At 71.8% G+C, this 26,356-nt stretch carries 19 protein-coding genes and 1 pseudogene; 11 read left to right on the forward strand and 9 right to left on the reverse strand.

From position 1 onward, the window contains the following. The first annotated feature begins 38 nt into the window (after positions 1 to 38). On the forward strand, positions 39 to 2,753 hold the full coding sequence (gene polA / locus EXE59_RS17350) for a DNA polymerase I (RefSeq protein ID WP_246056861.1): 2,715 nt from the start codon (positions 39 to 41) through the stop codon (positions 2,751 to 2,753). Between the two features lie 37 nt (positions 2,754 to 2,790). Here the strand turns inward: polA and EXE59_RS17355 are convergent, their stop codons facing one another. Beyond that, complete coding sequence (locus EXE59_RS17355) at positions 2,791 to 4,032, reverse strand: lipopolysaccharide biosynthesis protein (protein ID WP_135840020.1); 1,242 nt, start codon at positions 4,030 to 4,032, stop codon at positions 2,791 to 2,793. 159 nt (positions 4,033 to 4,191) lie between these two features. On the opposite strand from EXE59_RS17355, the gene EXE59_RS17360 reads away from it, so the two are divergent. Next, the gene (locus EXE59_RS17360; protein ID WP_168218574.1) at positions 4,192 to 5,421 is read left to right on the forward strand and encodes an outer membrane protein assembly factor BamB family protein; all 1,230 of its coding nucleotides are present in this window, start codon (positions 4,192 to 4,194) and stop codon (positions 5,419 to 5,421) included. A gap of 21 nt (positions 5,422 to 5,442) precedes the next feature. Here the strand turns inward: EXE59_RS17360 and EXE59_RS17365 are convergent, their stop codons facing one another. Next, a complete protein-coding gene (locus EXE59_RS17365; protein ID WP_135840022.1) occupies positions 5,443 to 6,132 on the reverse strand; it encodes a class I SAM-dependent methyltransferase in 690 nt (229 codons plus the stop codon). A gap of 65 nt (positions 6,133 to 6,197) precedes the next feature. Here EXE59_RS17365 and EXE59_RS17370 point away from each other — a divergent pair, with 65 nt between their 5' ends. Together EXE59_RS17370 and EXE59_RS23890 are read left to right on the forward strand one after the other, a co-directional pair. Further along, positions 6,198 to 7,943 carry an MmpA family trehalose lipid delivery protein gene (locus EXE59_RS17370; protein WP_135840023.1) on the forward strand — a complete coding sequence of 582 codons (1,746 nt, stop codon included), beginning with the start codon at positions 6,198 to 6,200 and terminating at the stop codon, positions 7,941 to 7,943. A gap of 66 nt (positions 7,944 to 8,009) precedes the next feature. Continuing rightward, positions 8,010 to 8,162, forward strand: coding sequence for a hypothetical protein (locus EXE59_RS23890; RefSeq protein WP_168218575.1), 153 nt, complete (start codon positions 8,010 to 8,012; stop codon positions 8,160 to 8,162). On the opposite strand, the gene EXE59_RS17375 is transcribed toward EXE59_RS23890, so the two are convergent. From EXE59_RS17375 to EXE59_RS17385, 3 genes are read right to left on the reverse strand one after another with little or no spacing between them, the layout of a single operon-like run. Then, positions 8,150 to 9,271, reverse strand: a complete 1,122-nt coding sequence (locus tag EXE59_RS17375; protein ID WP_135840024.1) for a glycosyltransferase family 4 protein — start codon at positions 9,269 to 9,271, stop codon at positions 8,150 to 8,152. The genes EXE59_RS23890 and EXE59_RS17375 overlap by 13 nt on opposite strands. Further along, a complete protein-coding gene (locus EXE59_RS17380) occupies positions 9,261 to 11,297 on the reverse strand; it encodes a hypothetical protein (RefSeq protein WP_135840025.1) in 2,037 nt (678 codons plus the stop codon). Before EXE59_RS17380 ends, EXE59_RS17375 begins: the two co-directional genes overlap by 11 nt. Then, a complete protein-coding gene (locus tag EXE59_RS17385; RefSeq protein WP_210429055.1) occupies positions 11,294 to 12,748 on the reverse strand; it encodes a bifunctional glycosyltransferase/class I SAM-dependent methyltransferase in 1,455 nt (484 codons plus the stop codon). The genes EXE59_RS17380 and EXE59_RS17385 overlap by 4 nt, the downstream gene beginning before the upstream one ends. Before the next feature lie 90 nt (positions 12,749 to 12,838). Here EXE59_RS17385 and EXE59_RS17390 point away from each other — a divergent pair, with 90 nt between their 5' ends. Beyond that, a complete protein-coding gene (locus EXE59_RS17390; protein ID WP_135840026.1) occupies positions 12,839 to 13,687 on the forward strand; it encodes a 2OG-Fe(II) oxygenase in 849 nt (282 codons plus the stop codon). Here the strand turns inward: EXE59_RS17390 and EXE59_RS17395 are convergent. Beyond that, positions 13,611 to 14,921, reverse strand: coding sequence for an acyltransferase family protein (locus tag EXE59_RS17395; RefSeq protein ID WP_135840027.1), 1,311 nt, complete (start codon positions 14,919 to 14,921; stop codon positions 13,611 to 13,613). The two genes, EXE59_RS17390 and EXE59_RS17395, sit on opposite strands and share 77 nt — an antisense overlap. 119 nt (positions 14,922 to 15,040) lie before the next feature. Between EXE59_RS17395 and EXE59_RS17400 the strand changes: the two genes are divergently transcribed. From EXE59_RS17400 to EXE59_RS17425, 6 genes are all read left to right on the forward strand, one after another. Next, the gene (locus EXE59_RS17400) at positions 15,041 to 15,940 is read left to right on the forward strand and encodes a PorA family protein (protein WP_168218576.1); all 900 of its coding nucleotides are present in this window, start codon (positions 15,041 to 15,043) and stop codon (positions 15,938 to 15,940) included. Positions 15,941 to 16,034: 94 nt separating this feature from the next. Then, entirely contained in the window at positions 16,035 to 17,138 is a 1,104-nt protein-coding gene (locus tag EXE59_RS17405; RefSeq protein ID WP_342777231.1) for an acyltransferase family protein, read from the forward strand. After that, positions 17,135 to 18,316 carry a hypothetical protein gene (locus EXE59_RS17410; protein ID WP_135840030.1) on the forward strand — a complete coding sequence of 394 codons (1,182 nt, stop codon included), beginning with the start codon at positions 17,135 to 17,137 and terminating at the stop codon, positions 18,314 to 18,316. The genes EXE59_RS17405 and EXE59_RS17410 overlap by 4 nt, the downstream gene beginning before the upstream one ends. Before the next feature lie 97 nt (positions 18,317 to 18,413). Then, complete coding sequence (locus tag EXE59_RS17415) at positions 18,414 to 19,391, forward strand: AAA family ATPase (protein ID WP_135840031.1); 978 nt, start codon at positions 18,414 to 18,416, stop codon at positions 19,389 to 19,391. Further along, positions 19,388 to 20,590, forward strand: coding sequence for a DUF58 domain-containing protein (locus tag EXE59_RS17420; protein ID WP_135840032.1), 1,203 nt, complete (start codon positions 19,388 to 19,390; stop codon positions 20,588 to 20,590). The genes EXE59_RS17415 and EXE59_RS17420 overlap by 4 nt, the downstream gene beginning before the upstream one ends. Further along, on the forward strand, positions 20,587 to 22,761 hold the full coding sequence (locus EXE59_RS17425; protein WP_135840033.1) for a transglutaminaseTgpA domain-containing protein: 2,175 nt from the start codon (positions 20,587 to 20,589) through the stop codon (positions 22,759 to 22,761). The genes EXE59_RS17420 and EXE59_RS17425 overlap by 4 nt, the downstream gene beginning before the upstream one ends. Before the next feature lie 3 nt (positions 22,762 to 22,764). On the opposite strand, the gene EXE59_RS17430 is transcribed toward EXE59_RS17425, so the two are convergent. The 3 genes and pseudogenes from EXE59_RS17430 to EXE59_RS17435 all read right to left on the reverse strand — a co-directional run. Next, positions 22,765 to 23,583, reverse strand: a complete 819-nt coding sequence (locus tag EXE59_RS17430; RefSeq protein ID WP_135840034.1) for a class I SAM-dependent methyltransferase — start codon at positions 23,581 to 23,583, stop codon at positions 22,765 to 22,767. Positions 23,584 to 23,665: 82 nt separating this feature from the next. Next, complete coding sequence (locus tag EXE59_RS25150) at positions 23,666 to 24,334, reverse strand: hypothetical protein (protein ID WP_425464542.1); 669 nt, start codon at positions 24,332 to 24,334, stop codon at positions 23,666 to 23,668. Continuing rightward, positions 24,273 to 26,246, reverse strand: a pseudogene (locus tag EXE59_RS17435) (Ig-like domain-containing protein); the annotation flags it as partial. The gene EXE59_RS25150 and the pseudogene EXE59_RS17435, both read right to left, overlap by 62 nt. Positions 26,247 to 26,356 lie beyond the last annotated feature (110 nt).

The following is a 26,356-nucleotide window of genomic DNA, read 5'->3' on the forward strand; positions in this document are numbered from 1 at the left end:
CCCATTCTGCTGTCGGTGGCGGCGGATAGAGTCGGCGGGTGCCTGAGACGAGCGAGACGACCGACGTGCACCGCCGCCCCCGCCTCCTGCTGCTGGACGGCCACTCCCTGGCCTACCGGGCCTTCTTCGCCCTCCCGGTGGAGAACTTCGCGACCGCCACCGGGCAGCACACCAACGCCGTCTACGGCTTCACCTCGATGCTGGTCAACGTGCTGCGCGACGAGGCTCCGACGCACGTCGCGGTCGCGTTCGACAAGTCGCGCCAGACCTTCCGCCTCGAGGAGTACAGCGACTACAAGGCCAAGCGCAACAAGACGCCCGACGAGTTCAGCAGCCAGCTGCCGCTGATCCGCCGCGTCCTCGACGCGCTGCACATCCAGCACCTGTCGATGGACGGCTACGAGGCCGACGACATCATCGCCACGCTCGTGACGCAGGCGCTCGCCGAGGGGATGGAGGTGCTGGTCCTCACCGGTGACCGCGACTCGATCCAGCTCGTCACCGAGTCGTCCACCGTGCTCTACCCCATGCAGGGCGTGAGCAACCTGGCTCGGATGACCCCGGCCTACGTCGAGGACAAGTACGGCGTCCCGCCCGACCGCTACCCCGAGCTGGCCGCCATCGTGGGGGAGACCTCCGACAACCTTCCGGGCGTCCCCGGTGTGGGCCCCGGGTTCGCGGCGCGCTGGATCAACCAGTACGACGGCCTCGACAACGTGATCGCGCGCGCCGACGAGATCACCGGCAAGAAGGGCGAGGCCCTGCGCGCCCACCTCGGCGACGTCATCCGCAACCGGCGGCTCAACGCGCTCGTGCGCGACCTGACCCTCCCCGTACGCCCCGACGGCCTGGCCCGCCAGCCCTGGGACCGTACGGCGGGTCTCGAGCTGCTCGACGAGCTCGAGTTCCGCGGTGAGCTGCGCACCCGCCTGCTCGACACCATCGACCCCGCCCCCGACGAGACCGCCGAGGCCGAGGCCGGCTTCGAGCTGGACGGCCGGCGCCTCGCCGCCGGTGAGGCGGCGGCCTGGCTCGACGAGCACGCGCCTGCGGGCACCCGTGTCGGCGTCGCGGTGCAGGGCACGTGGCGCGCCGGCACGGGTGACGTGCACTCGCTGGCGGTGGCGACGAGGGAGGGACAGGCGGCCTGGATCGACGCCGCCGACCTCGGGCCCGACGACGACGCGGCCGTGGCGGCCTGGCTCGCCGACCCGGACCGGCCCAAGGCGGTCCACGACGCCAACGGGCCGAGCCTGGCGCTGGCCGCCCGCGGGTGGGAGCTGCGTGGCCTCGAGGTCGACACCGCGCTCGCCGCCTACCTGGTCCAGCCCGACCAGCGCTCGTACGCCCTCGCCGACCTGACCCTGCGCTACCTCAAGCGTGAGCTGCGGCAGGACTCCGCCGACGCCGACCAGCTCAGCTTCGACGCGATCGACGACACCACGGCGAGCGACACCGCGATGCTCACGGCCCGGGCGGTGCTCGACCTCGCCGACGCGCTCGACGGCGCGGTCGAGGAGCACGGTGGCAGCCAGCTGCTGCGCGAGGTGGAGCTGCCGCTCATCGGCACGCTGGTCAGGATGGAACAGGTCGGGATCGCCGTCGACACCGACTACCTCGAGGGACTCGAGTCGGAGTTCGGCGAGCAGGTCCGGGCGGCCGCCACCGACGCCTACGACGTCATCGGCAAGGAGATCAACCTCGGCTCGCCCAAGCAGCTGCAGGTCGTGCTGTTCGACGAGCTCGACATGCCGAAGACCAAGCGCACCAAGACCGGGTACACGACCGACGCCGACGCGCTCCAGCAGCTCTTCGAGAAGACCGAGCACCCCTTCCTCCAGCACCTGCTGCGCCACCGCGACGTGATCCGGCTCCGCCAGACCGTCGAGGGTCTGCTCAAGACGGTGGCCCCGGACGGTCGCATCCACACGACCTACAACCAGATCATCGCCGCGACCGGACGCCTCTCGAGCACCGACCCCAACCTCCAGAACATCCCGATCCGCACCGAGGCCGGGCGCCGGATCCGTGAGGCCTTCGTGGTGGGCGAGGCCGGCGAGTCGCTGCTGACCGCCGACTACAGCCAGGTCGAGATGCGGATCATGGCGCACCTCTCGGAGGATGCCCTGCTGATCGAGGCGTTCCGCTCCGGGCAGGACTTCCACTCGATCACCGCCGCGCGGGTGTTCGGTGTCGACGCCGCGGACGTCAGCGTCGAGCAGCGCGCCAAGATCAAGGCGATGAACTACGGCCTCGCCTACGGCCTGTCGGCGTTCGGCCTCTCCCAGCAGCTGCGTATCGACACCTCCGAGGCGCGGGGGCTGATGGACGAGTACTTCGAGACCTTCGGCGGGGTCCGCGACTACCTCGGCGGGATCGTCGACGAGGCCCGCCGCTCGGGGTTCACCGAGACCATCCTCGGCCGGCGCCGCTACCTGCCCGACCTCACCAGCGACAACCGCCAGCGCCGCGAGATGGCCGAGCGGATGGCCCTCAACGCCCCGATCCAGGGCTCGGCGGCCGACCTGGTCAAGGTCGCCATGCTCGGCGTCGAGCGCGCCCTGGCCGAGCAGGGCCTGCACTCGCGGATGCTGCTCCAGGTCCACGACGAGCTCGTGTTCGAGGTGGCGCCGGGCGAGGGCGAGGCGCTGGCCGCGCTGGTCCGCGCGGAGATGGGCGGCGCAGCCGACCTGGCCGTGCCCCTCGACGTGTCGATCGGCACCGGGCGCAGCTGGCACGACGCCGCGCACTGAGCCGTACGCTCACCTTGGTCTGTTCACCCGGGCCTGCTCAGCCGGTGGCGGGGTCCGGCTCGGGCTCGCGTGCCAGCCGCAGGCTGGCCACGGTGAGCACGGACAGGAGCACCGCGTCCACCGCCACCACCACGCTGACCAGGCCGATCACCGAGTCGGTCCGCAGGCCCAGCGCGACGACGACGGCCAGGGCGGCCCACACCAGCACCACGGTGCGGCGACCCTGTCGGGCCAGCACGGCGTACACCTGGAGCTGCAGCATCGCGAGCAGCGTGCCGAGGAAGGCGAAGACCCACAGCAGGTCCTCGACCTCGCCGAACTCCGCCCCGCCGACGAAGACCATCGCCAGCCCGGACAGCACCCGGGCGGCGACCACCATCACCACGCCCAGCGCCGCGACCAGCAGCAGGCTCCGGACGAGCGCTCGTCTGCGGCTCGTCGGGGTGGCCATGTCCGGGAAGGCGACGATCACGACGAACTGGGGGAGGAACAGCATGACCTTGGCCATGATCAGCCCCGAGGCGTACAAGCCCGCGTCGTGGTCGTCGAGGACCTGACGCGCGATCATGATGTCGACGCTGGAGAGGGCGAAGTAGGCGAAGAGCACCTGGGCGTTGTGCGCGCTCTCCACGAGGAGGGAGCGCGCCGAGTGCTCCGCCGCGACGCTCTCGGGCGTACGTCGGTGGCGCAGCGCCCACCAGCCGACCACGAGCGGGAAGAGGTAGCCGATGCCGACACCGAGGATGGCGCTCGTGGCATCGGGTCGCCACAGGATGATCGCGGTGCCGACCACGAGCCGGGGCACGCCGCCCGCGACGTAGAACAGCGCCAGGGCTCCCCAGCGGCGCTCACCCTGGAGGATGCCGGCCTGGCCGCCGGCCAGCGTGAGCGGCACGGCAGCGACGGCGACGACGGCGGCCGTGGTGAGGCTGTCGAGGTTGAGCAGGGCGTCGACCGCCGGGACGAGGACGAGCAGCAGTGCCCCCACCGCGACGGACACGCGCGTCGTCGTGCGCAGGATGGCGCCCTCGATGGTCGCCACGTTGCCGAGGTCGACGGCGATGCGGCGCGCCGCTGTGGCCTGGAGACCGAGGGCCACGACCTGGAGGATGACGAGCAGGTTGAGGCAGGCCACGAAGGCGCCGTACTCACTGGGGCCGATGATCCGGGCGGCCAGCATCGTGAAGCCGTAGGTCGCCACGTTCATGACGCTGGTGGCGATGGCGACGGCGCTGCCGTCGTGGGCGCGCGTCCTGCGCGTGCTGCTGGGGGCGGACACCCGCCGAATCCTAGGGTGCCTCGGTCGCGAACCCCGGGAACCTGCGAAAGAGCTGCACTCGGGTGCTACCTTCCGGGTTGGTCGCGGGTGCCGCGACAGTGTGGAGCAAGGGAAGGACAGGGCTGCGTGATGCGCGCCGCGAGGGTGCCCTCGAAGGTCATGACCGCAGTGCTGACGGTCCTCGTCTCGAGCGGGTGCGCCCTGGTGGCCAGCCCTCCGGACGATGACGCGCGACCGTCGAGCGAGGAGACCTCGCAGGCGAGCGAGCCGGCACCGACCGAACCCGGGCGCGAGCCCGTGGATCCCGAGGCGTTCCCGCTCGCCTTCGACGGGGATGCCAAGACGGTCTTCCCCGAGCGCCCCGTGTACGACGGTCAGCTGGTGGGGACCCGGCTCGTCACCATGACGCTCGACCAGCTGCGGGCTCGCAGCCTGCCCGAGCTCGACACGTCGTGGCAGATGGCCCCTTTGGGGCTGTTCGTCGACATCGAGACCCAGGACGAGCAGCTCTACGCGCTCGACCTGCGCGTCGTGGAAGGCGCCGGCACCCGGGCCGGTCGCCTGGCGATGACGCTGAGCCGCATCTCACCCGCGACCGGTGCCGTCCTCGACGAGGTGTCGTGGGAGAAGACCCAGGACGTGCAGTCGTCAGGGGACCCGGTGGTGAAGATCGTCGCGATCCTGGACGACGTCGTGGTCGTCGAGTCGAGCGGTGGCGACGAGGGCAGCAGGCGGACCCTGACCGCCGTGGACCTCGCCGCCGGCGAGGAGCTGTGGACCCGCAGGCCCGGCAGCTTCGTCGCGGCCGAGGGCGACACGGTCGTGCTGGAGACCGCGACCAGCGGGGAGGCGGGGTCCCTCGTCGCGGTGGACGCGACCACGGGCCGCCCGCGCTGGACGGGCCCGGGCAGCGTGTCGACCGTCGACCTCGTCGGAGTGCTGGACGACACGATGACCGCAGTGGTGCGCGAGTCCGCCGACGCGGACCCGGAGGTCCTGTCGATGTCCCTCGACGACGGATCCGTCTCGGGTCGCACCGACGCCCGCCTCGCGGACTGGTCGTGCCACCCGACCGACGGGACCGTCGTGGTGTGCTCGCTGCCGGGTGAGCGGGCCCTCGGGTTCGACCTCGCGACGGCGGACGAGGTGTGGCAGCTGCCGACCGCCGGCCGATACGGCGTGTGGGTCAGCTCCGTGCGGGGCGACTACGTCTACGGCTTCACCTCCGGAGGCAGGTCGGTCGTCCTCGATGCCGCCACCGGCCGCGACGTCACCGAGACCGCGGGTGCTGCTCCGGTCTCGTCCAACGGCTACGGCGGCCTGATCTTCTACAGCGGGCAGGCGATCTTCTACCCGGCCGAGGACGACGAGACACAGACGCCCGGCTAGGGCCGACCCCCACGGTCCGGCTCAGTAGGGATCGGCGCCGTCGTCGTGGCCGAGGACCCTCGCCACCCCTGCCAGTCGCAGCCGGAGGAGGACCTTCACCGCGAGGTTCCGCGCGAACCACGGCAGCTGCGCGACGATGCGGGCCCGATCGGCGGGCGTGGGGGAGCCGACCTCGAACAGCGCGAGGCTGCCCGTGCGTCCCAGGAACCGGCTGCTGCGTCCCGTGGCTGCGAGGACGAGCATCGCGAGCGTCACGCCGACCGAGGAGAAGGCGTCGTGCACGAGGAACCGTGCGCCGCCCGGGAGCCAGGCGGCCCAGCGAAGGTCACGCAGGCAGGACGCCACGTCGTGCTTGCCGTCGACGTACAGCAGGCCGAGCGGCTCGCCCCACGACGCCAACGCGTCCGCGCTGGGCTGCCGGAGCAGGACGACCGCGTCATCGACGCCGGTGCGGGCGATGTTGTCGCGGAACCGCTCGGCCGTGTCCACCGCTCCGTAGCGCCAGTCGACAGGGAACGGGTCGACGGCGACGACGCGCGCGGCGGCCGAGCCGAGCACGACGGTCGAGCGGCCCAGGTGGCTGCCGATCTCCACCACCGTCCCCCCGGCCCGGGTCGCCTCCTCGTGGAGCACGCGCGCCTGGGCCTCGGTGAGCCAGCCGTCGATGCCGCTCGCCAGCGACCAGGCCTCTTCGAACGATCGGGCGGGCATTGTGACCTCGGGGGATGGAGAGTGTTGCCGCCCGGGCGAGCGCGCGGCAAGCATAGGCTGACTGGGTGGCGGAGGACGTGCACGGGCGATCCCCTGCCCGATGGGCTCGTGTGGTCGTCCTCGCGTGGCCCCTGCTGCTGGCGGTCGTGCTGGTGTGGCCGCTCCTCAGCCGGCCCGGGCACCCGTTGTCGCGCGACCTGGTCTTCCTGCCGCAGCACCCCCTGACCTGGAGCGCCGCGGGGCTGGCGGACGGCTCGCCTCGCGCCGTTCCGCTGGACACGGTGCTCGCCCTGCTCACGAGCGTGGTCGACGGCGGGTGGCTCGCCAGGGTACTGCTCCCAGGCATCCTGGTGCTCGCAGCCGCCGGCGTGATGCGCCTGCTGCCGTGGTCGGGCACCGCGGGGCTCCTCGTCGCCGGCGGCGTGGCCGCGTGGAACCCGTTCGTGGTCGAGCGCCTCGCCCTGGGGCAGTGGGCGCTGCTCACCTCGTACGCCGCGCTCCCGTGGCTGGTCCGGGCAAGCACGACGGCGACACCGGCTGACGACACCGGTCGCGCCCCGGCCCCCCGCACCCCGCCCGTCGTCGGGTGGGCAGCACTGGCCTCGCTCACCCCGACCGGTGGCGTGCTGGCCCTCGCGGTCGTGGCGGTGCAGGTGGTCCTGCGCCGGGCCGGGTCGTCGGTCCAGCTGGGGGCCGTGCTGGTCCTCCAGCTGCCCTGGATCGTCGCGGGGTTGGTGGGATCGGCGACGACCGTCAGTGACCCGGCGGGGGTGTCGGCCTTCGCGCCGGACTCGGAGGGGCCGTTCGGCGTCTGGGTGGCGCTCCTCGGGCTGGGGGGCATCTGGGACTCCCGCAGCGAGCCGGCGAGTCGCACGACCCTGCTGGCGCCGCTGACGGCGCTGGTGGTGGTGATGGTCCTGCTGGCTGCCGGCCGTGAGCTGCACCGGCGGGTGCCGGGTGCCGGGACCTGGTGGACACTCGGCGCGGGCGGGCTCGTGCTCGCCATGCTCGCGGCGACCGAGCCGGGGCAGGCGTTGCTCCGGCTCGTGGTCGCCCACGTACCTGCCGGGGGGCTCCTGCGTGACACGCAGAAGTTCCTCCTGCCCACGGTGCTGCTCGTTGCGCTCGCGGCAGGGGTGGCAGCGGACCGCGTGGCGCGGTCCCTGCGTCGGCGGTGGGCCGACGCTCCCGAGCTCCGCCTGGTGCTTCTCCTCCCTGCGGTGCTGGCCCCTGTCCTGCTCCTACCGGACGGAGCCCGACCGGTGTGGACCACCGTGGAGCCGGTGGACCTGCCGGCATCCTTCGCCGAGGCAGACCGTCTCACCCGCGGGTCGGACTCGGTCGTCGTCACGTTGCCGTGGCGCTCGTACCGCCTCTTCCGCTGGGGCAACGGCACGACGTCGTCGGATCCGGCCGTACGTGCGCTGCACGCCCGGGTCCTGGTGTCGGACGACCTCCAGGTCGGCTCCCGGGTCGTGCGTGGTGAGGGGGCGTTGGCGCGTAGGGTCGGCGAGGTCCTGGAGGCGGGTGGTGCGGCCCGTGACCTCGGAGGGCTCGGCATCGGGTGGGTCCTCGTCTACCCGGACGACCCGGACGCCGCGACCCTCGACGTCGGGGGTCTCGAGCAGCGGTACGCCGACGAGGTGCTGGTCCTCTACCGGGTCCCCGGTGCCGTGACTGCCACCGCGGTCCCGCGAGGTGACCGGGTGCTCCTCGGCGGCGCCTACGCCGGTGCCGCCGCGGTCCTCGTCGCGGCAGCGTTGGCGGCTCTCGGCGGGGCCGTGCGGGCCAGGCCGCGCCGTCGTCGATGATTGCCCGCCAGAGGCGTGCTTTCCTGTATGCTCGCGCCGACATCGCTCGTATCGAAGGGTTCCGACGTGCAGAACACCTCTCTGTGGCTCAAGCTGCTGGTTGCTCCGTTCATCGGATTCCTGCTGGGACTGTTCGCCATGTTCGGCCTCGTCTACTCGCAGACCCAGGCTCCGGCCACCAACCCCGCCTCGCAGCCGGTGCTCACCTACGGCGACTGATCCCGCACCAGGGAGATGACCTGCTCGACCACCGACGCGGTGGCGGGCCAGGTGAACTGCTGCGCACGTCGGCGCGCGCACGCTGACATCCGCTGTCGTCCGGCGTCGTCGGCCAGGAGCATCGCGGTCGCCTCGACGAGGTCGTCCAGCGAGTCGACGAGCAGCCCGGTCTCGTGGTGGACCACCGACTCCGTGACGCCGCCGGCCGACCTGTAGGCGATCGACGGCGTGCCCTGGGCGGCGGCCTCCATCACGGCAAGCCCCCAGCCCTCCTTCACCGACGGCAGGAGCATGACCGCCGACGACGCGAGGAGCTCGTCACGGCGTTCTGCACTCACGCGCCCGTGGAACACCACCCGCCCCTCGACCCCTGCGGATCGTGCCGCCTCGACCAGCTCGTCTCGCCACCAGCCGTCGCCGATCACGTCGAGGGCGATGTCGGGGACGTCGTCCTGCAGCTCGCGCACGACGTGGAAGGCGTGGTCGATCTGCTTGTGCGGGACGAGGCGGGCGAGCACGCTGATCCGGTGGGGGGACGGGCTCGCCGGCGCGGCGGGGCGCGGATCGAGGCCGTTGTGAGCGACGTGGATGAGGGACGGGTCGACCCCGAGGGCCACCAGGTCGCGTCGCGAGCTGTCGGAGACGGTGACGTGCACGACGTCGCGGTAGACGGCTGGGGTGAGCCGGCTCTCGATCCACCACCCGAGCCGTCCGCGCCAACCGGGATAGATGATGTGCCACTGCTCGCGGTGGACGTGGTGCACCAGCGCCACGAGGCCGCGGCGACGGGCGAGGCGCGCCATGAACGGGAGGCCGTTGATGACGTCGACGACCACGTCCGTACGCCGGCCGGCGGTCAGTGCCCAGCCCAGCGACCGGACGTACACGGTCAACCGCCCGCCACGGCGCACGATCTCCACCCCGTCGACGACCTCGCGTGCCGCGCTGCCGGGATGACGTGCGCACCGGACCTGGACGTGGTGTCCCCGAGCGGCGAGCTCACGCGCCACGGACTCGACGTAGACCTCCGAGCCGCCTCCGTCCGGGTGCTGCTGGTCGCGCCACGTGAGGAAGACGATGCTGCACGCCGGCAGGGGGCTACTGCTCATGTGCGGAGTAGTCGTCCAGGATGCGCCGGCACGTGGGCGGGGTGACGCCGTCCTCGCGCTCGACGTGGATGCCACGCTCGGCGAGCTGTGCGGTGTCGGCCAGCGTCACCTCGATCGGGATCGGCTCGCGGACCCAGTCCTCGTCCCAGCTGAACGACCGGGTGAACCCCACGAAGCCTCCGGGGGTGGACCCCACCTCGGCGTAGCCCCACTCGGGGAGGTCGCGCACGCCGATGCGGACCTCGTAGGGGGGCAGCACGTCGAACCACGGTCCGTACCACGGGTCCTCCTCGTGCTGCAGGATCACGCGCGCCTGCCCGTCGTTGTTGGTCTGCAGGCGGACCCAGCGCCTCGGGTCGGTGCCGATGGTGACGATGATCGAGTTGGAGGCGGTGAAGTCCGGCTCGAGGCGGGCTGCGACGACGACGCTGCGACGCTCCGCCATCTGCCACCGGTCGGCGTCCTCACCGGTCTCGACGTAGAGCGCGTCACAGTCTCCTTCGACGTGGATCGTGTCGGGCGTCGCCCGCGCCGCGGGCGGGTCGTCGCTGAGCGTGGTCAGCCGGACCTGGGCGCCCGGGCTGATGCGCTCCTGCGTGGCGAGGTAGCGCGCGAGCACGGGCCCCGGCGAGGTGAACGCCGCCGTCTGGAAGCCGACGAGGAGGTGCGCTCCGGTGGAGTAGGCCGCGCCGAGTGCCAGGACGGTGACCGACGCGGTGGCCGCCCAGGCGGGCGCGCGCTGCAGCGCTCTCGCGAGCAGGACGCCGGTCACGATCGTGCCGACGACCAGCGCCGGGACGATGTCCCCGGTGTAGCGGTAGGCGAAGTAGCCGTAGTTCATGACCGCGGCCGTGACGAGCACCATCGACACGACCGGGATCCACAGCGCGGACGTCCGCGGACGGGCAGACGTGCGGAGCAGCCAGGGGATGCTGCACAGCGCCATGACCAGGAGGAGCGGCATGAACGCGGTCACCGACCCGGTGCGATAGCTCTGGTCGATGAAGGCCGACCCGACGGCGCGTGCCGGCTCCGCGGGGAAGGTCACCCACGGGAAGTAGTCGACGAACCTGATGCCGTCCAGGCGGAAGTAGGTCACCAGGGCGGTGAGGAAGAACTGGGTGCCGGTGATGGTCCCGCCGTTGACGGCGAGCGCCTCCCGGCGGTGGTCGTTGAGCTCGGTCCAGACCTGGTCCTGCAGGGGGAACAGGAAGGGGTGGCCGAACTTGGCCATGTTGAGCGCGATCCCGGCCGCCAGGCACGCGACGCCTCCGGCGACGATCGCGGCACCGACGCGGCGGGCCGAGCGGCGGCCCCGCCCCGAGAGCCACCAGGCTCCGATGGCCAGGGTGCCCAGGCAGACGGCGAACCCACCCGGCGTGCGGGTGAGGACGAGCGCGAGGTCGAGGGCCAGGAGCCAGCCGATGGTCCAGCGGGTGGGGTCCAGCTGCACCCGCACCATCCAGTAGGCGCAGCCGACCGCCAGCGCGACGGCCCACGCGTACACCTCGTGGTAGACCCACGGCAGGGATGCGTTGAAGGTCAGGGAGGTCCCACCCAGGCAGAGGGCGAGCACCACGCCCAGGACCGCGGCCTCTCGCGTGGTCACGGCCTCGTCCCGTCCCCGCACGAGGTCGCGCACGAGCCAGAGCAGCCGCGTCGTCATGGTGGCGAACACGACGTAGGCGAGGAGCATCGACGCGACCGTCAGGCGGCCGTCGAACTCCGAGGTGGTCCACAGGACGGGGATGCGCAGGAGTGCCGGGAACGGGCCGAAGTACATGTACTCGCGGCCGTCGACCTGGAACGCCTCGATGCCCAGCGAGCCCGTCGGGACCCAGAGGTGGCCGTCCATGAAGGCGCGCGCCTGGAAGTCGAAGAAGTTCGAGGCGTAGCCGAGCGGGTTCGCGGTGCGGTCGAGCGAGGTCGACCAGTTCAGGAGCGCTCCCACCTGCGCGACCACCCCGACCAGGAGGGCCGCCGCGCTGGAGACGATGCGGGGGAGGCGGTCGGACCGGGCGGTCAAGCACGCTCCAGTCGATAGAGGAACTGGTAGCCGAACAGTGTCGGCCACACACGTGTCGCGGCACGGTCCGCCGCTCCCACGCCCTCGGCGACGCGCTGCACCCGCGGTGAGGCGCCGCCACGCTCGAGGACGTCGACGGGGGAGCCGACCGTCACCCGCTCGACGATGCGCATGCCTGCCCGCTCCACGAGCTTCTCGAAGCTGCGACGGGTGAAGAACCGTACGTGTCCCTGGTCGAGCGGTCCGCGCTGGTCGTAGTCGAACCGTCCAACAGCGACACGGCCGCGGGGGTACCAGTGCCCGAAGTTGGGGATCGAGACGAGCACCTCGCCGTCGGGTGCCAGCCGGTCGCGCAGCTCCTGGAGGAGGGAGAGCGGGTCGATCACGTGTTCCAGCACGTCGCCGGCCACCACCACGTCGAACTGGCTCGGCAGGTCCGCGGGCAGACCCGCGTTGAGGTCGGCGGCGTGGAAGGCGTCCAGCCGGAGGGCGACCCCCTCGTGCTCGACGAGGTCGACGCCCGTGACGTGGTGGCCCTGGCGTCGGGTGAGCTGTGCGAAGCCGCCGTCGGAGCAGCCGACGTCGAGGACCTTGCCCGGCTCGCGCGCCTCGAGCCACGTCAGCAGGACACCGTGCGAGGAGTGGGGGGAGGGCTTCAGGTCGTACGCCTCGTCAGCCGCGGCGCCGTCGCCGAACCCCATCCGGCGCGCCCGGAACCGCACGACGTCCTTGGCGACGTTGGCGGCGTAGGCGAGTCCGTTGACGTAGCAGATCTCGTCGCCGTAGTAGGTCGGGATCGGGACCTCGGCGATGCGCATCCCCTGCGAGTGCAGGCCGAGGATGATCTCGGTGTCGAAGTCGAAGTCGTTGGTGAAGGAGTCGAGGTCGAGCGCCTTCAACGCCTCGACGCGGTAGGCGCGGTAGCCGCTGTGCCACTCGGACAGCTCGAGGCCCGCCAACGAGTTCTGGAACCGCGTGAGGATCCGGTTGCCGGCGTACTTGTAGAGCGGCATGCCCCCCGCGCGGGCGCCGCCCTTGATCATCATCCGGGAGCCGAAGACCGCGTCGGCCTCGCCGGCGACGAGCGGCGTGACCAGGTCCTCGATGCACTCGGGGGCGTACTGGCCGTCCCCGTGCAGCAGGACCACGACGTCGAGCCCGTGCGAGATCGCCCACTCGTAGCCGGCCTTCTGGTTGCCGCCGTAGCCGAGGTTCTGCTCGTGGCGGATGACCGTCATCGGGAGCGTGGAGCCGTTGGCGAAGCGGAGGCCCACCTCGTAGGTGTCGTCCTGGCTGCAGTCGTCACTGACGAGGATGTGGTCGACGCTGCGGCGGAAGGACTCGGGCAGCCTCTCGAGGGTCGACACCAGCGTCGACGACGCGTTGTAGGCGACGACGAGGACTCCGATCCGGGGTGCGGCGACGGGCGTGCGGGGCGCTGGCGCGGACATGACCCTCCAGTAACTTGTCTGCGGCGAGCAGTGTAACCGGCTCGGCAGCCTTCGCCTGCGTTCTTGCCGACACCGTGGTTGGATGCGCGCATGGAAGCACTCGCGCACGTGAACCTGCCGCGGCTGATGGAGGGCGTGGACGACCTCGCCACCACCTACCGCGCGGGACAGCCGTTCCCCCACATCGTCCTCGACGACGTGCTGCACCCGGAGGTCTTCGCCCGGGCCGCGGCAGAGTTCCCGGGCATCCGGGACGAGTTCTGGAAGGGGTACCTCCACGTCAACGAGACGAAGTACTCCAACACCCAGCCCGACTCCTGGGGCCCGACCCTGCGGGCGGTTGCGGAGGAGTTCTGCTCGCCCGCGTTCGTCGAGTTCCTGGGGCGGCTCACGGGCATCGAGGGGCTCATGCCCGACTGGACGATGGACGGCGGCGGGCTGCACCAGACGCTGCGTGGCGGCCACCTCAACATCCACGCGGACTTCACGACCCACCACGACCACGAGAACTGGGCCCGGCGCGTCAACATCCTGCTGTACCTGAACGAGGAGTGGGACAGCGCTGCCTGGGGCGGCCAGCTCGAGCTGTGGGATCCCGCGATGACGGCCTGCCAGGCGAAGGTCACCCCCGCCGGCAACCGGATGCTCGTGTTCACCACGACCTTCGACAGCTTCCACGGCCACCCCGACCCGTTGACCTGCCCCGACGACGTCGCGCGGCGCTCGATGGCCCTCTACTACTTCACCGAGGAGGAGAAGGCCGTCCGGCGCTCCACCAACTACCAGGCCCGGCCCGACGAGAGCGTCGGCAAGAAGGCCGCGGTGTGGGCCGACCGTCGTGCGCTCGACGTGTACGACCGCGTCAAGCGTCGTCTGGGCGTGTCCGACGAGGCTGTCCAGCGGGTGCTGTCGCGGATCGACCGGCTGCGTCGTCGTTGACCGTCAGGGTGCTCGCACCCTCGGGCGTGGGCTGCTCGGTGGCCGTCGTCGTGCCGGGGTGGCGCCCGGCCACGCCGCGCACCGTCGCTGACGCGAGGGCGCCGAGGTAGGTCGGGATCCCGCGGTCGAGCCGGCTCCACCGCGGATCGACCAGCGTGCGGCCGACCCAGTGCTCGACCGTGCGGTCGTTGACCACCGCGATCGTCACCGTCAGTGCGAGCGCGACGGCCGTGCGCAGCTGGTAGCTCCACGACTCGGTGTGGTGGTAGAGGTACATGTAGATGGGGAAGTGCCAGATGTAGAGGCTCAGGGACCGGCGCCCGAGCATCGCGAGCGGCGCGAACCCGAGGATGCCGGTCAGGCGCGCCGACACCGGTGCGATCGTGCAGGCGACGACGAACACCGCGAGGGCGACGTCGACGAGGTCGCCGGGCAGCCGGAAGAACTGGACGTCGTCCACGGTCGCGAGCGACAGCGCTGCCAGGGCCACGAGCGAGCCGACGGCGGCCGTCGGCGCCCACCTCGCGAACCGCCGGGCGTACGGCACCAGGCAGGCCGCCAGGGCCCCCGACAGCGGTGCGTCCATGCGCGCGTTGGTGCGCAGCAGGGCCTGGTAGAGGCCCTCGGTCTGGTAGACGTGGGTGCGCCAGGCGAACACCATGAGCAGGATCAGCGACAAGGTGCCGATCAGCGCCCAGGGCTTCTTGTGCAGCAACCACACGAGCAGCAGCACCAGCAGGAAGACCTGCATGTCGACCGACAGGTACCACAGGTGGCCGAGGTCGGGACGCGCGACGAGCGGGTTGTCCTTGACGTACCAGTTCCAGGTGTAGGTCAGGATGGACTGCGCCGACTCGCCCAGCCTGAGGCCGTCGTAGGTGGGGGTCGGCTCTAGGGCGGCCACGCAGGCGAGCACGCCGAGCAGGACCAGCACGGCGGGGGTGAGACGCAGGACGCGTCGCACCAGGTGGACCCCGGGGTGCAGGCCCTGGGGCGAGGCGGCGCGGTTGAGCAGGCCGCGCGTGTAGAGGAACGCGCCGATCACGAAGAAGATCGACACCGCGAAGTTGCCGTTCTCCAGCAGCGCCCGCGTGACGATGTTGCCCTCGCCGCGCACGTGCGGCCAGGTGAGCCACGAGGTGTGCGACAGCATCACCAGCAGGATGGCGATGCCGCGCAGTCCGTCGAAGACCTGGACGCGGTCTCGCACGACGGTGTGGGGACGGTCTGACATGGGCGGAACTCTAGCCCGACGCGCCGGTGTGGCCTCCGTCTCCCAACTACGTTACTCACCGGTCAACTCGCTGCTACAGTTCCCCCGATCTTGTCGATGGCACCCTGGGAGGGCTTGTCGTGCAGCGAATAGTCGGGTCGGTCCTTGCGCTCCTCGGAGCGTTCCTGATCACGGTGGGAGTGCTGGCCCAGTTCTACGCCGAGCCCCGGCTGGAGAAGACGCCGCTCGACGTCGACAGCACCACGCTGCTGTCGGGCACCGTGCAGCTGTCGGACGGCAGCGGTGGCCTCGAGGAGTCCCCCGTCAAGGCCTTCAGCGTCACCAAGGCCGACTCCGAGCGGTCGGACGACGGCGTCGTGGTCTTCGCCAACTCGAGCTGCCTGGTCAAGGACGAGGGCGACATCGACACGTGCGTGTCGGCCGACGACCCGCAGGACCGCCTGGTCTCGGCCAGCACCGACAACTTCGCCACCGACCGTGTGACGGCCATGGCGGTCAACGACCCGCAGTACCTCCCGCCGAGCGCGGAGGAGAAGACCGGTCTGGTCAACAAGTGGCCGTTCGGTGCGGAGAAGAAGACGTACCCCTACTGGGACGGTCTCGCCGGTGAGGCCCTCGACGCCGTCTACGACCGCAGCGAGTCGATCGACGGCCTCGAGGTCTACGTCTACCGCGTGGAGCAGTCGGGCACCCCGATCGAGCTGTCGGCCGGCGTCCCGGGCACCCTCGACGCCGAGAAGGAGCTCTTCATCGAGCCGACGACGGGCAGCATCATCGACCAGGTCGACAGCCAGCAGCGCATGGACGCCGACGGCAACCCCGCCATCGTCCTCGACCTCGCCTTCACCGACGAGCAGGTGGCGGCCAACGTCGAGGACTCCAAGAGCAACGCGGCCAGCCTCGACCTGCTGACCGGAACTGTGCCGATCATCGGCTACGCCGCCGGCATCCCCGCCCTGATCATCGGGCTCGTGCTGCTGGTCCTGTCGTTCCGCCGAAGGAGCAACAGTCCTGCCTGAGCAGCACCCGCTCGTCGACGGGCCGGTTCCGCACACCGCGGAGCCGGCCCGTTCGACGCGTCCCGGGGGCGCGCGACCGGGGCGGAACTCCGCACTGGACGGCCTGCGCGGTCTCGCGATCGTGCTCGTCGTGCTCGGGCACGCCGGCTCGGTCCTGTGGCCCACGCTGACCGCCGGCGAGGAGGGGCCGTACGGGATCCCGGTCCTGCGGGGGCTCCTGGGCGGGGGTGCGGTCATCATCTTCTTCGTCGTCGGGGCGTTCATCGTCGCCCTCGGCCTGCTCCGCGAGCACGAGCGTGGCGGAATGGACCCAGCCCGCTTCCTGCTGCGTCGGCTGGTGCGCCTCGGCGGCCAGCTGGTGCTCCTCGCAGTCGCACTCGTCGCCGTCCAGCTCCTCGACCCCACGGCCCCGGGGACGTTGCAGGGACTCGTGCAGAACCTCGCGCACATGCTGAGCTTCACGCTCAACCTGCTGCCGCTCGACCACGCGGTGCCGCCGCGGGCGGACGTCGGCCACCTCTGGTACCTGTCGGTGCAGCAGCAGTGCTATCTCGTCCTGCCGCTCTTCATCCTCGCCTTCGCGCGTCGGCGGGCGCTAGGGGCGCTGGTCCTCGCCGCGCTCATCGTCGCGGTGTACGTCCATCGGGTCGAGGTGACGGACGAGCGGGGCTGGGTGCTGGCCTCCATCCTCACCACGACGCGTTCGGACGGACTGTTCTGGGGTGTGCTGCTCGCCCTCGTCCTTCCCGTCCTGGCGCGCGTGCGTCGGTGGTCGGCGCCCCTCGCGGTCGGCGCCGCCGGCGTGGTCGCGTGCCAGCTCGCGATCCAGGAGCTGCCGCCGCTGTCCTACCTCGGGCCGTGGTCCCTCGTCTACCAGTTCTTCATCGGCGTGCTGGTCGTCGCCATCTGGTTGCAGGAGCGGCCTTCGCTCGTGTCGAGGGCGCTCGCCGTCCATCCCCTCACCTGGCTGGGCCGCAACTCGCTGACCATCTACTTCTGGCACCTCCCTGTCTTCTTCGTGGCAGCCCGACACCTCGGTGACCGGCCGTGGTGGGTGGGGGCGGCGGCGTCCGTCGTCGTGCTCGGAGTCCTCGTGGTCGTCCTCGAGCGACTCCTGGAGCACCCCACGCGACGGCTCCTCGCGCAGCACCCGTTGTTCCGCAGCCAGGCGACCCGTCCGGCAGGTGGTCAGGGATGACGTCCGCGAGCACTCCGGTGGCGCGCCTGGTCCTGGCCCTCGGCGCGGTCCTCATCGCCCTCGGGGAGGTCCCGCGTGTCGTCGAGGCCGACCGACTCGCGTGGATCGTGCCGCTCGACGCCCTGTTCCACAGCAGCGCGGTGGGCGGGACGCTCGTCCTCGCCGCTCTCGCCCACGTGACGACCACCGGCATGCTGCGCGCACGCGAGGTGGGGCGCACCGCCACGGTGTTCGTCCTGCTCAAGGTCCTCGCGCTGCTGTGGCTCCTCCAGCTCGTCGTCCTGGTCGTGGTCGCGCTGGCACGGGCGGTCGACTCGCTGGCACCAGCGACGAACCTGACCGGCGAGATGTGGTCGACCGTCCTCACCTTCCGCTGGAACCTCTGGCTGAGCGGCCACATGCTCGAAGTGCCGGCCGAGCTGCTCGGGCTCGCCCTGCTGAGCATCGCCGCGCAGCTGGTGACGCTCCTGGCCGTCGTCCTCGTCGCGCTTCCGCGTCGCTGGAACCGCGTCGTCCTCGCCGTCGCGGCGGCGGTGGCCGCGGTCGTCGTCGCCGGCCTCCGCGTGCGGGTGCTGGACCTGCAGGACCCGTACGTCCTCCTGCTCGACACGTTCGCCCGGTCCGACGCGTTCTTCGTCGGCGTGGTCGCCGGGTGCCTCGTCGCTCTCGGGCGCGACGTCGGTCCGTCCGCTGGTGCCCTGGTGTCGCTGGTCGGCGTGGTCCTGTCCTCGGGGTTCGTCTCGACCGACCAGCACCTCGTGCTGCAGCTGCCCGCTGCGGCGCTGTTCGCGGGGGTGGCCCTGCTCGACCTCGGTGCCCGCCCCGGTGACTCGCTCCTCGGGGGCCTGGCCGGCTCGCGGCAGGTCGCGTCACTGGCGGTCGTCTGGGCACCGTTGGTCGCCTGCGTGACACCGGCGGCCGTCGTCATCGGGCGACGCGACGAGATGAACTGGGTGCTGCGGGTCACGGTGCTCGTCATCGTCGTCACGATCATCACCCGGGTGGCCCTGGCGGTCGCCGGGCGCATCCGGATCCCGGACCGGCCGATCAGCCTGTCCGGAGTGGTCGAGCTGTGGCGCCGGGCCGTGGCTGAGGCAGACGCCGAGGTCAGGGGCGGCCACCGGGGTCGGTCCACCCCAGGCCCGAGGGACGACGGCGGTGGCGATGGTGCCGACTGACGTGCTGCATCCCGCGATCGATCGGGCTACGTTGTCCGCCAACCACCGCCGCTCGGCATCCACGAGCACTGACCAGGAGAGGTAGCTCGTCCAGCGCATGCCTGACCTTGCGACCGTTCACCGCGACGACGTGCGGTGGTACTCCGACTCCTTCGAACGCGTGGTGCACAACGTCGAGTCGGCCGTGCTCGGCAAGAGCCACGTCGTACGCCTCGCGCTGACCTGCCTGGTCTCCGGCGGCCACCTCCTCCTGGAGGACCTGCCCGGCACCGGGAAGACGATGCTGGCCCGGGCCCTCGCGAAGTCGCTGGACTGCTCGTTCGCACGGATCCAGTTCACGCCCGACCTGCTGCCCTCCGACGTCACTGGTGTCACCGTCTACGACCAGGCACACGGCGAGTTCTCCTTCCACGCCGGTCCGATCTTCCACAGCGTGGTGCTCGCCGACGAGATCAACCGCGCCTCGCCCAAGACGCAGTCGGCGCTGCTCGAGGTGATGGAGGAGGGCCACGTCACCGTCGACGGCCAGGCACACGACGTCGGCCGTCCGTTCATGGTGATCGCGACCCAGAATCCCATCGAGCAGGCCGGCACCTACCAGCTGCCGGAGGCGCAGCTCGACCGCTTCCTCATGCGCACCAGCGTCGGGCACCCGGACGCCGGGTCGACCGAGGCCCTGCTCGCCGAGTCCCGGGTCCGCGACCGCGCCGCCGGCCTGACCCCGGTGATCGGTGCGGCCGAGATCAGCCAGATGAGCCAGCTCGCCGACATGGTCCACGTCGACCCCGCCATCATCCGCTACGTACGTCAGCTGACCGAGGCGTCCCGCGACGTCCCGGACGTGCGCCTCGGCCTGTCGACCCGCGGTGCGCTGGCCTGGATGAGGGCGGCGAAGGCGTGGGCGCTGGCCGACGGTCGCGGACACGTCGTCCCGGAGGACGTCGCGGTGCTCGCCCAGCCGGTGCTGGGACACCGGATCCTCCTCGTCCCGGGCGCTGCGTTCGGCGAGGTCACCCCCGAGGCGGTCATCCACGACCTGCTGGCGCAGGTCCCGGTGCCTCGCGACCGGGCGTGACCTCGCGACGCCCGACGTCGGTCCGCGCGCGACTGCGCCGGCTGGCCGGGTTGCTCCCGCAGGCCCTGACGCCGCTGGGCCGCAGCGTCCTGGTCCTGGGCGCGGCCGCGACGGGTGTCGGCGTGTGGCTCAACTGGCACGAGTTCCTCCAGCTCGGAGCGATCGCGCTGGGACTGCTCCTCGTCGGTCTTGCCTGGCAGGTGCTGCCCGGCACGCCGACGGCCGAGCTCGCGCTGCGTCCCAGGCGGCTGGTCGAGGGAGGCCGTACGGCGACCGCGACCCTGCACGTGCAAGCCGGCGCTGCGCCGATGCTCTTCCCCAAGCTCTCGCTCCCGGTCGGGCGCCGCGACGTCAGCGTCCGGATGCCGTTCCTCGGACCGTTCGCCCAGCACGCCACGTCGTTCCCGCTCCCGCCACTGCCCCGCGGGGTGCACGTCGTGGGCCCGGTGTCCTACGAGAAGTCCGACCCCGTGGGGATGGTGTCGCGACGATTCGACATGGGCGCCTCCCTGGAGGTGCTCGTCGCGCCGCAGGTCACGGACCTGTCCCTGTTCGCGGGAGGCCTCACCAACGATCTCGACGGTGCGACCAGCCAGCAGCTCTCCATGAGTGACCTGGCATTCCACGCCCTGCGCGAGTACGTCCCGGGTGACGACCTGCGACACGTCCACTGGCGCTCGTCGGCCAAGGCGGGCGAGCTGCTGGTGCGCCAGTACCACGAGACCCGGCGCGGCCGCGTCACGATCCTCGTGGACGGGTGCCTGTCCTCCTACAGCCGTGCCCGTGACTTCGAGCTCGCCGTGTCGGTGGGTGCCTCCATCGCGCTCCGATCGGTGCGCGACGACTTCGACACCTACCTGCGCTGTGGGCCGCACGCAGCCCACGGGCGTGGGGCGTCGGCGATGACCGACATCGCGTGTCGCTTCGTCGCTCACAGCACGGACGACTACCTCGCCCAGTCGGCGGACGCGGCAGCCGCGGTCACCGGGACCGGGCTGGTCGTCCAGGTGACCGGTGCCAGGCGCGACGTCGTCGAGCTCGACGCCGTCGCCCGGCGCTTCGGCCAGGGCGCCGACTGGCTCGTGGTGCGCGCGGACAGCGCGAGCGGGGCGCGGCTCTCCGACACCCCTCGCGTCCGTGAGCTCATGGTGCCCGACCTGTCGCACCTGCGAGAGCTCTTCGAGCGGGGGCTGCGATGAACGAGAAGGGCACCCGGGAGGGAGTCATCGATGCCCTGGTCGTCCTGGGGGCGATCGCTGGCGTGCTGACCCTCCTCGACGAGAGCTTCTGGTCGCGCGACTACCTCGTCGCCGGCCTCGTGCCGGTGGTCCTGCTGCTCGCGGTCGCCTGGGGCCTGCGGCGCTGGCAGGAGGGCGTGTGGATCTACACGCTCGTCGCCCTGCTCGCCTACGCACCGGTCGGCGCCATCGCCGCGCTGCGCCAGCCCGGTCCCTGGGCAGTGCCGACCTTCGAGACCATGAACCAGGTGCTGGGGGACACGATCGTGGCGCCCCGCTTGTTCGTGAGCACGTTGCCCCCGGTGGAGGCGTCGGGGACGATCATGCTCCTGCCGTACGCGATCGGCTTCGCCGCGGCCGTGCCGGCGGCCTGGCTCGCACTCGCGACGAACCGACCGATCGCGCCGGCCATCCCCCTGGTGGCGGCGTTGGGAGCGACGATCCCGGTGGCGGTGCTGGTGCCCGACCACTACATCCTGCGCGGAGTCGTCCTGGCGGCGGCGTTGGTGACCTGGGCGACCGCCCGGGCTCGCCGGGCCGAGTCGCTCGCCGGGGGTCAGCGGTCCGGCCTGGTGGGCACGCTGGCTGCCATCGTGGTCGTGGTCGGGGTCGCGGCGGTCGTGACGGTGCTGGTCCCGGACAACGACCAGACGGACCGGAAGCGGCTCGACCCGGCGGCTGACGAGCAGGTGGCGACGCGAGGTGCCGGCTCGATGGTGCCATCGACCGGCGGTCGTCAGGAGCTGTTCCGCGTCACCGGCGCCCCGATCGGTGCCCGGATGCGGTTCGGTGCCCTCGACCTCTACGACGGAGAAGCCTGGGTGCCGGCCGAGCAGTCTCCCGGAGCAGGCGCGGTGGGCACGTTCCGACGTCTCGGCCGGACGGTCGAGCCTCTACGCCCCGGTCCGGAGACGACTGTCCGGGTCCGGATCCGGCCCGCCTACTCGAGCGCCTGGCTGCCGATGATCGGAGACCTGACCAGCATCGACCTCGACTACCGGGACGGTCGCACCCAGCTGAAGGACGTCCGCTACAACCAGGCCACGTCCAGCGCTGTCGTCGTCGGAGGTGTCGACCCGCGCGACGACTACACGTTCACCGCGGTGCTCCCGCCGGACGACATCTCCCGCAGGGACCCGGCGATGGCGGCCACTTCGGAGCAGCGTCAGCCGGACGGCGCCTTCCTCGACCAGTTCCTGACGGCGTTCGACCGAGCGGAGCTCACACCGGTGCAGCGCGTCCTGCTGCTCGCGCGCTACCTCCGGCAGAACGGTGCGGTGCGACTGTCGGGGCCCTCGTCACAGGATCCCATCGACCTCGGGTTGCGGCTCCTGGGCGCCGAGCGGATGACCGCCACGCCCTTCCAGTACTCCGCCGTGACAGCCCTGGGCGCATCCCGGCTGGGGGTGCCGGGGCGGGTGGTCGTCGGGGCTCGGATCGGCCCGCGCGGCATCGTCAGGGAGACCGACGTGTTCTCGTGGGTCGAGCTGCAGCTCTCGGACGGGAGCTGGCGGGCGCTCGCCCCGGAGCGCTACACAGGCGTGCACCGGCACGCCGAGGAGCAGCCCGACGCGGTGGCCGGTGCCTCCGCGTGGGTGGCGGGCGCACTCGACCTCGACGACGACGAGGTCAGGGTCAAGATCCCGAAGGGGGCGGACATCGAGCTGTCGCCGGATGCCGTCATCGAGGAGGAGGCCGACCCGTGGGAGGTGATCGGTCTCGCGGCCGCGGCGCTGGCCGGCGCCGCGCTGCTGGCCGGGCTCGCCGTGCCCGGGGTCAAGCTCGCCCGCCGTCGACGCCGCAGGACGGCGGGGGGCTGGTCGGGGGTCTACGTCAACGGGTGGCAGGAGGTCCTCGATGCCGCCCGCGACCGCGGCACCCCGGTGCCGGAGGGGTGGGGCCGCCTCGCGCAGGCGACCGCCCTGGGCGCCGGGGTCGACCTGGTCCGACAAGCAGACGCTGCCGTGTTCGCACCGCAGGCCGGACCCGCCGAGGACGGTCGTGAGTTCTGGGAGGAGTGCCAGCGCCTGCGCCGACAGCTGCTGGCGGAGACCGACGTACGCCGCCGGGCGTGGGCCCTGTTCAACCCGGCATCGCTGCTGGCCGGCTGGGCACGGCGCAGGAGCCGGTAGCGGTCATCGGACGAGCTCCGCGACGAAGATCGCCGTCCCCGGGGTCAGCCGCCCCCGGACGCGCGACCACCCGCCCCAGACGCGGTCGTGCCCCTCGGGCCACTCGGGCTCGACGAGGTCGGTCAGCCGGAAGCCGTGGCTCGCGAGGAGGCGTACCCAGTCGCCGAGGGTGCGGTGGTGCTCGACGTAGGACACGACTCCCGTCGCGTCGTCGATCTCGACGTAGGGCGTTCGGTCCCAGTAGGACTGGGTCGCGGTGAGACCCGCCTCGCCGGGGTCGTCGGGGAACATCCATCGAGTGGGGTGGGTGATGGAGAACGCGAAGCGCCCTCCCGGGCGCAGCACCCGCGCGACCTCGGCGACCGCCACGTCGATGTCACTGATGAACTGCAGCGCGCCGAAGGAGCAGAAGACGACGTCGAAGGCAGATGCGACGAAGGGGAGCGCGGTCGCTGTCGCGCGTACGGACGGGACCGCCACCCCCGTCTCCCCGTCGAGCCGCAGCGAGTGCTGGAGCTGGCGGTGCGAGAGGTCGAGGCCGTATCCGCGCCCGCCGTGGGTGCGTACCCACCGTGAGCACTGACCGGCTCCGCTGCCCACCTCGAGGACGTCGAGCCCCTCGACGTCGCCGAGGACGCGCAGCTCGTCCTCCGTGTGGCCCTCCGGACCCCAGACGAACCCGGAGTCTCCGAGGAAGGCGCCGTGGGTGGCCTGGTACTCGTCGGCGTAGCGGTCCCAGTCGGGGCCGTTGGCCAGGCGCGACTCCTGCTCGGAGACGGCCCTGCGCTCGACGCGGACCGACTGCGGTTGGTGATCCTGCACGGGTGGAGCGTAGTTGCCGGACACGGCAGTGCCGGTGCGCCGGGCAGGTTGCCCGGTGCACCGGCACCTCAGGGGCGCGAGCTCAGCCGATCGGCGTCCGTCCGGAGCGCCCACCGGGGTTGCGCGGGCCGGAGTAGAAGTCGGCCGGGTTGGAGCGGGCCTTGACCTCGACCCCGTCACGTACGCCGCCGCGGTCGGTGTCGCACTTGGTCGGGTCGGTCTTGTCGTTGCCCCACCGCTTGTTCGCCTTGCCGGTCTTCTCGACCTTGTCGTCCAGGCCGTCGCGGTCGGTGTCCTGCTTCGTCGGGTCGGTCCGGGTCCCGCCGATCACGAAGGAGCCCTTCCTGGTCGTCACCCGCTGCTTGATCCTGTAGCCGCGGACCTCCTTGCCGTCGGCGAGGCCGTCCTTGTCGGTGTCCGCGTCCAGCGGGTCCGTCCGGACGAGGATCGCCGTACGGACCTTCCTGCCACAGACCTCGAACCGCTCCTTGATCCGCACCCCGCTGACCTCGCGGCCGTCGGTGATGCGGTCGCCGTCCGTGTCGCTGTCGAGCGGGTCGGTCCCGTGGACGTCGACCTCCGCGCCGTCGGTCAACCCGTCGTTGTCCGTGTCCGGGTCGAGCGGGTCGGTGCCGGTGGTGTTGACCTCCGCGCCGTCGGTGAGGCCGTCGTCGTCGGTGTCGGGGTCGTTTGGGGTCGGTGCCGATCGTCCCCTCCTGCCCGTCTGGCAGGCCGTCGCCGTCGGTGTCACCCGGGACCGGGGGCGTCGGCGCCACGATGGTGAAGCTGACGGTGTCGGCCGGGCTGGGGTTGCCGGCGGCGTCTTCCTGCGTGGCGGTCACCGTGTGCGGGCCGAGCGGCAGCGCGACCGTGGGGGAGCAGGACCACGTGGTGTCGGTGGCGACGACCGCGGTGCACAGGACGGTCGAGCCCTCCGAGACGGTCACGGTCGCCCCGGGCTCACCGGTGCCGCTGATCTGCGGCGTGGTGTCCTGCACGGATGCGCCCTCGGCCGGCGCGGTGATCACCGGTGCTGCGGGCGGATCGGTGTCGTCCGCGTCGGGGTCGACGGTGAACGTGGTGGTGGCGGTGGCGGTGTTGCCGACCTCGTCCTCCGCGGTCACCGTGAAGGTGTGCTCCCCGGGCAGCAGCGGCAGGGACGGGGTGCAGGACCAGGTGCCGTCCGGCTCGACGGTGGTGCTGCAGACCGGCAGGCCCCCCTCGGTGACGTCGATGGTGGCACCCGCCTCGCCGGTGCCCGAGACCTCAGGCGTCGCGTCGGGGATGGTGGACCCGTCGGCCGGCGTGAGGACGTCCACCGTGGTCGCGGTGTCGACCTCGAAGGTGACCGTGTCCGGCTCGGACGTGTTGCCCGCGTCGTCCGTGGCGGTGGCGCTGTAGGTGGCCTCGCCCTCGGGCAGGTCCTCGTCGGGCGTGCAGCCCCACGAGCCGCCCTCGGCGACGTCGGTGCAGACCTCGTTGCCGTCCGCGTCCTCCACGACGACCGTCGAGCCGGGCTCGGCGGTCCCGGAGAACTCGGGCGTCGCGTCGCTGGTCACGTCGCCGTCGGTCGGGGTGTCGATGACGGGAGCAGCCGGGGCCTCGTCGTCGACGGCGCACTCGACGCCCCCCTCGGGGGCGATGGCCTGGGCCGACATCGGCGCCACGTCGAGGGAGAAGTCGGCCACCGGCGGCAGGAGGGGCGTCGCGTCGAGGACCTCGACGTCGATGCGCAGCAGCGCGTCGAGCGTGCCCTGGCCGGTCGCACCGGTGGACTGGTCGGTCGGCGTGAACGCGGTGACGGACAGGTCCACCAGCGGCTCGAGCAGGACGGGCAGGTCGATCTGCTGCGGCGTGCCGTTCAGCGGGATGTCGACGGGCGTGCCGCCGACGGTCGCCGTGACGGTGGGTGGGTCGACGAACCCGGCCGAGCCGGTGGTGCCGTCGGACCGTGCCTCCAGGACGACCGGGTTCGTGACGTCCACGGTGACGGCGCCGCCGAGCAGGTCGATGTCGCCCACGGTGGTCGTGGTGGTCGAGACGACGTCGGAGCCGTCTGCGTCGTCGACGAGGGCGGTGCGCGTACGGGTCTGCGAGTCCGTCATCTCGGCGAGGGTGCCGACCGGGTCCGGAGCGTCGACGAGCGTGACTCCGGCGAGGGTGGTGAGGGAGTCCGAGAGCACTCGCTCGCCGTCGACCGCCGGCACGCAGGCGTCGCTGCCCGCCCAGGCAGCCTGGACGTCGCCGGTGATGACCCCGACGTCGGCGACGGCGTCGACGGGGACGTCGGCGAGGGTCTCCGCGGGCGGGTCGGCGCTCGGCGGCGCCGTGACGCTGGTGCCGTCCGCCGTGATGGTCACGCCGTCGAGCACCAGGCTCGCGTCCAGGTTGGCGGACGCGGCCGTCGAGCTGCCGTCGGTGGTCGTGCCGGTGACCGAGCTGCGGCTGTGCCCGACCACGAGACCGGCCACGTCCAGACCGAGGACGTCACCCGTCAGGTCCACGATGTCGCCGTGCGCGTCGGCCGAGTAGGCCGCGGGAAGTGGTGCCGCTGCGGCTGGCGCCTGGGTCAGGGCCAGGAGAGACCCGGGCAGGGCGAGGGCGGTTGCCACCGCTGCTGCTCTGGAGAGCCGACCCCGTGTCCGGCGCTGTCGTGCATGCATCGTTCGTTCCCCCTGTGATGCTCGGCGTGCGCAGATCTTCGGACGATCTGCGTCACGGCTACTGCTGATCTAACAAAAGCAACGAGACATGCACGAGGAGGTGATACAAA

It is taken from the genome of Nocardioides eburneiflavus (genome assembly GCF_004785795.1).
GTDB lineage: Bacteria > Actinomycetota > Actinomycetes > Propionibacteriales > Nocardioidaceae > Nocardioides > Nocardioides eburneiflavus.

Bases quoted from the DNA above. Each gene is read 5' to 3' on its own strand.
- EXE59_RS17360 (WP_168218574.1), top strand. From the start codon at position 4,192: ATGACCGCAGTGCTGACGGTCCTCGTCTCGAGCGGGTGCGCCCTGGTG.
- EXE59_RS17365 (WP_135840022.1), bottom strand. From the start codon at position 6,132: ATGCCCGCCCGATCGTTCGAAGAGGCCTGGTCGCTGGCGAGCGGCATC.
- EXE59_RS17375 (WP_135840024.1), bottom strand. From the start codon at position 9,271: ATGAGCAGTAGCCCCCTGCCGGCGTGCAGCATCGTCTTCCTCACGTGG.
- EXE59_RS17385 (WP_210429055.1), bottom strand. From the start codon at position 12,748: ATGTCCGCGCCAGCGCCCCGCACGCCCGTCGCCGCACCCCGGATCGGA.
- EXE59_RS17390 (WP_135840026.1), top strand. From the start codon at position 12,839: ATGGAAGCACTCGCGCACGTGAACCTGCCGCGGCTGATGGAGGGCGTG.
- EXE59_RS17395 (WP_135840027.1), bottom strand. From the start codon at position 14,921: ATGTCAGACCGTCCCCACACCGTCGTGCGAGACCGCGTCCAGGTCTTC.
- EXE59_RS17410 (WP_135840030.1), top strand. From the start codon at position 17,135: ATGACGTCCGCGAGCACTCCGGTGGCGCGCCTGGTCCTGGCCCTCGGC.
- EXE59_RS17415 (WP_135840031.1), top strand. From the start codon at position 18,414: ATGCCTGACCTTGCGACCGTTCACCGCGACGACGTGCGGTGGTACTCC.
- EXE59_RS17425 (WP_135840033.1), top strand. From the start codon at position 20,587: ATGAACGAGAAGGGCACCCGGGAGGGAGTCATCGATGCCCTGGTCGTC.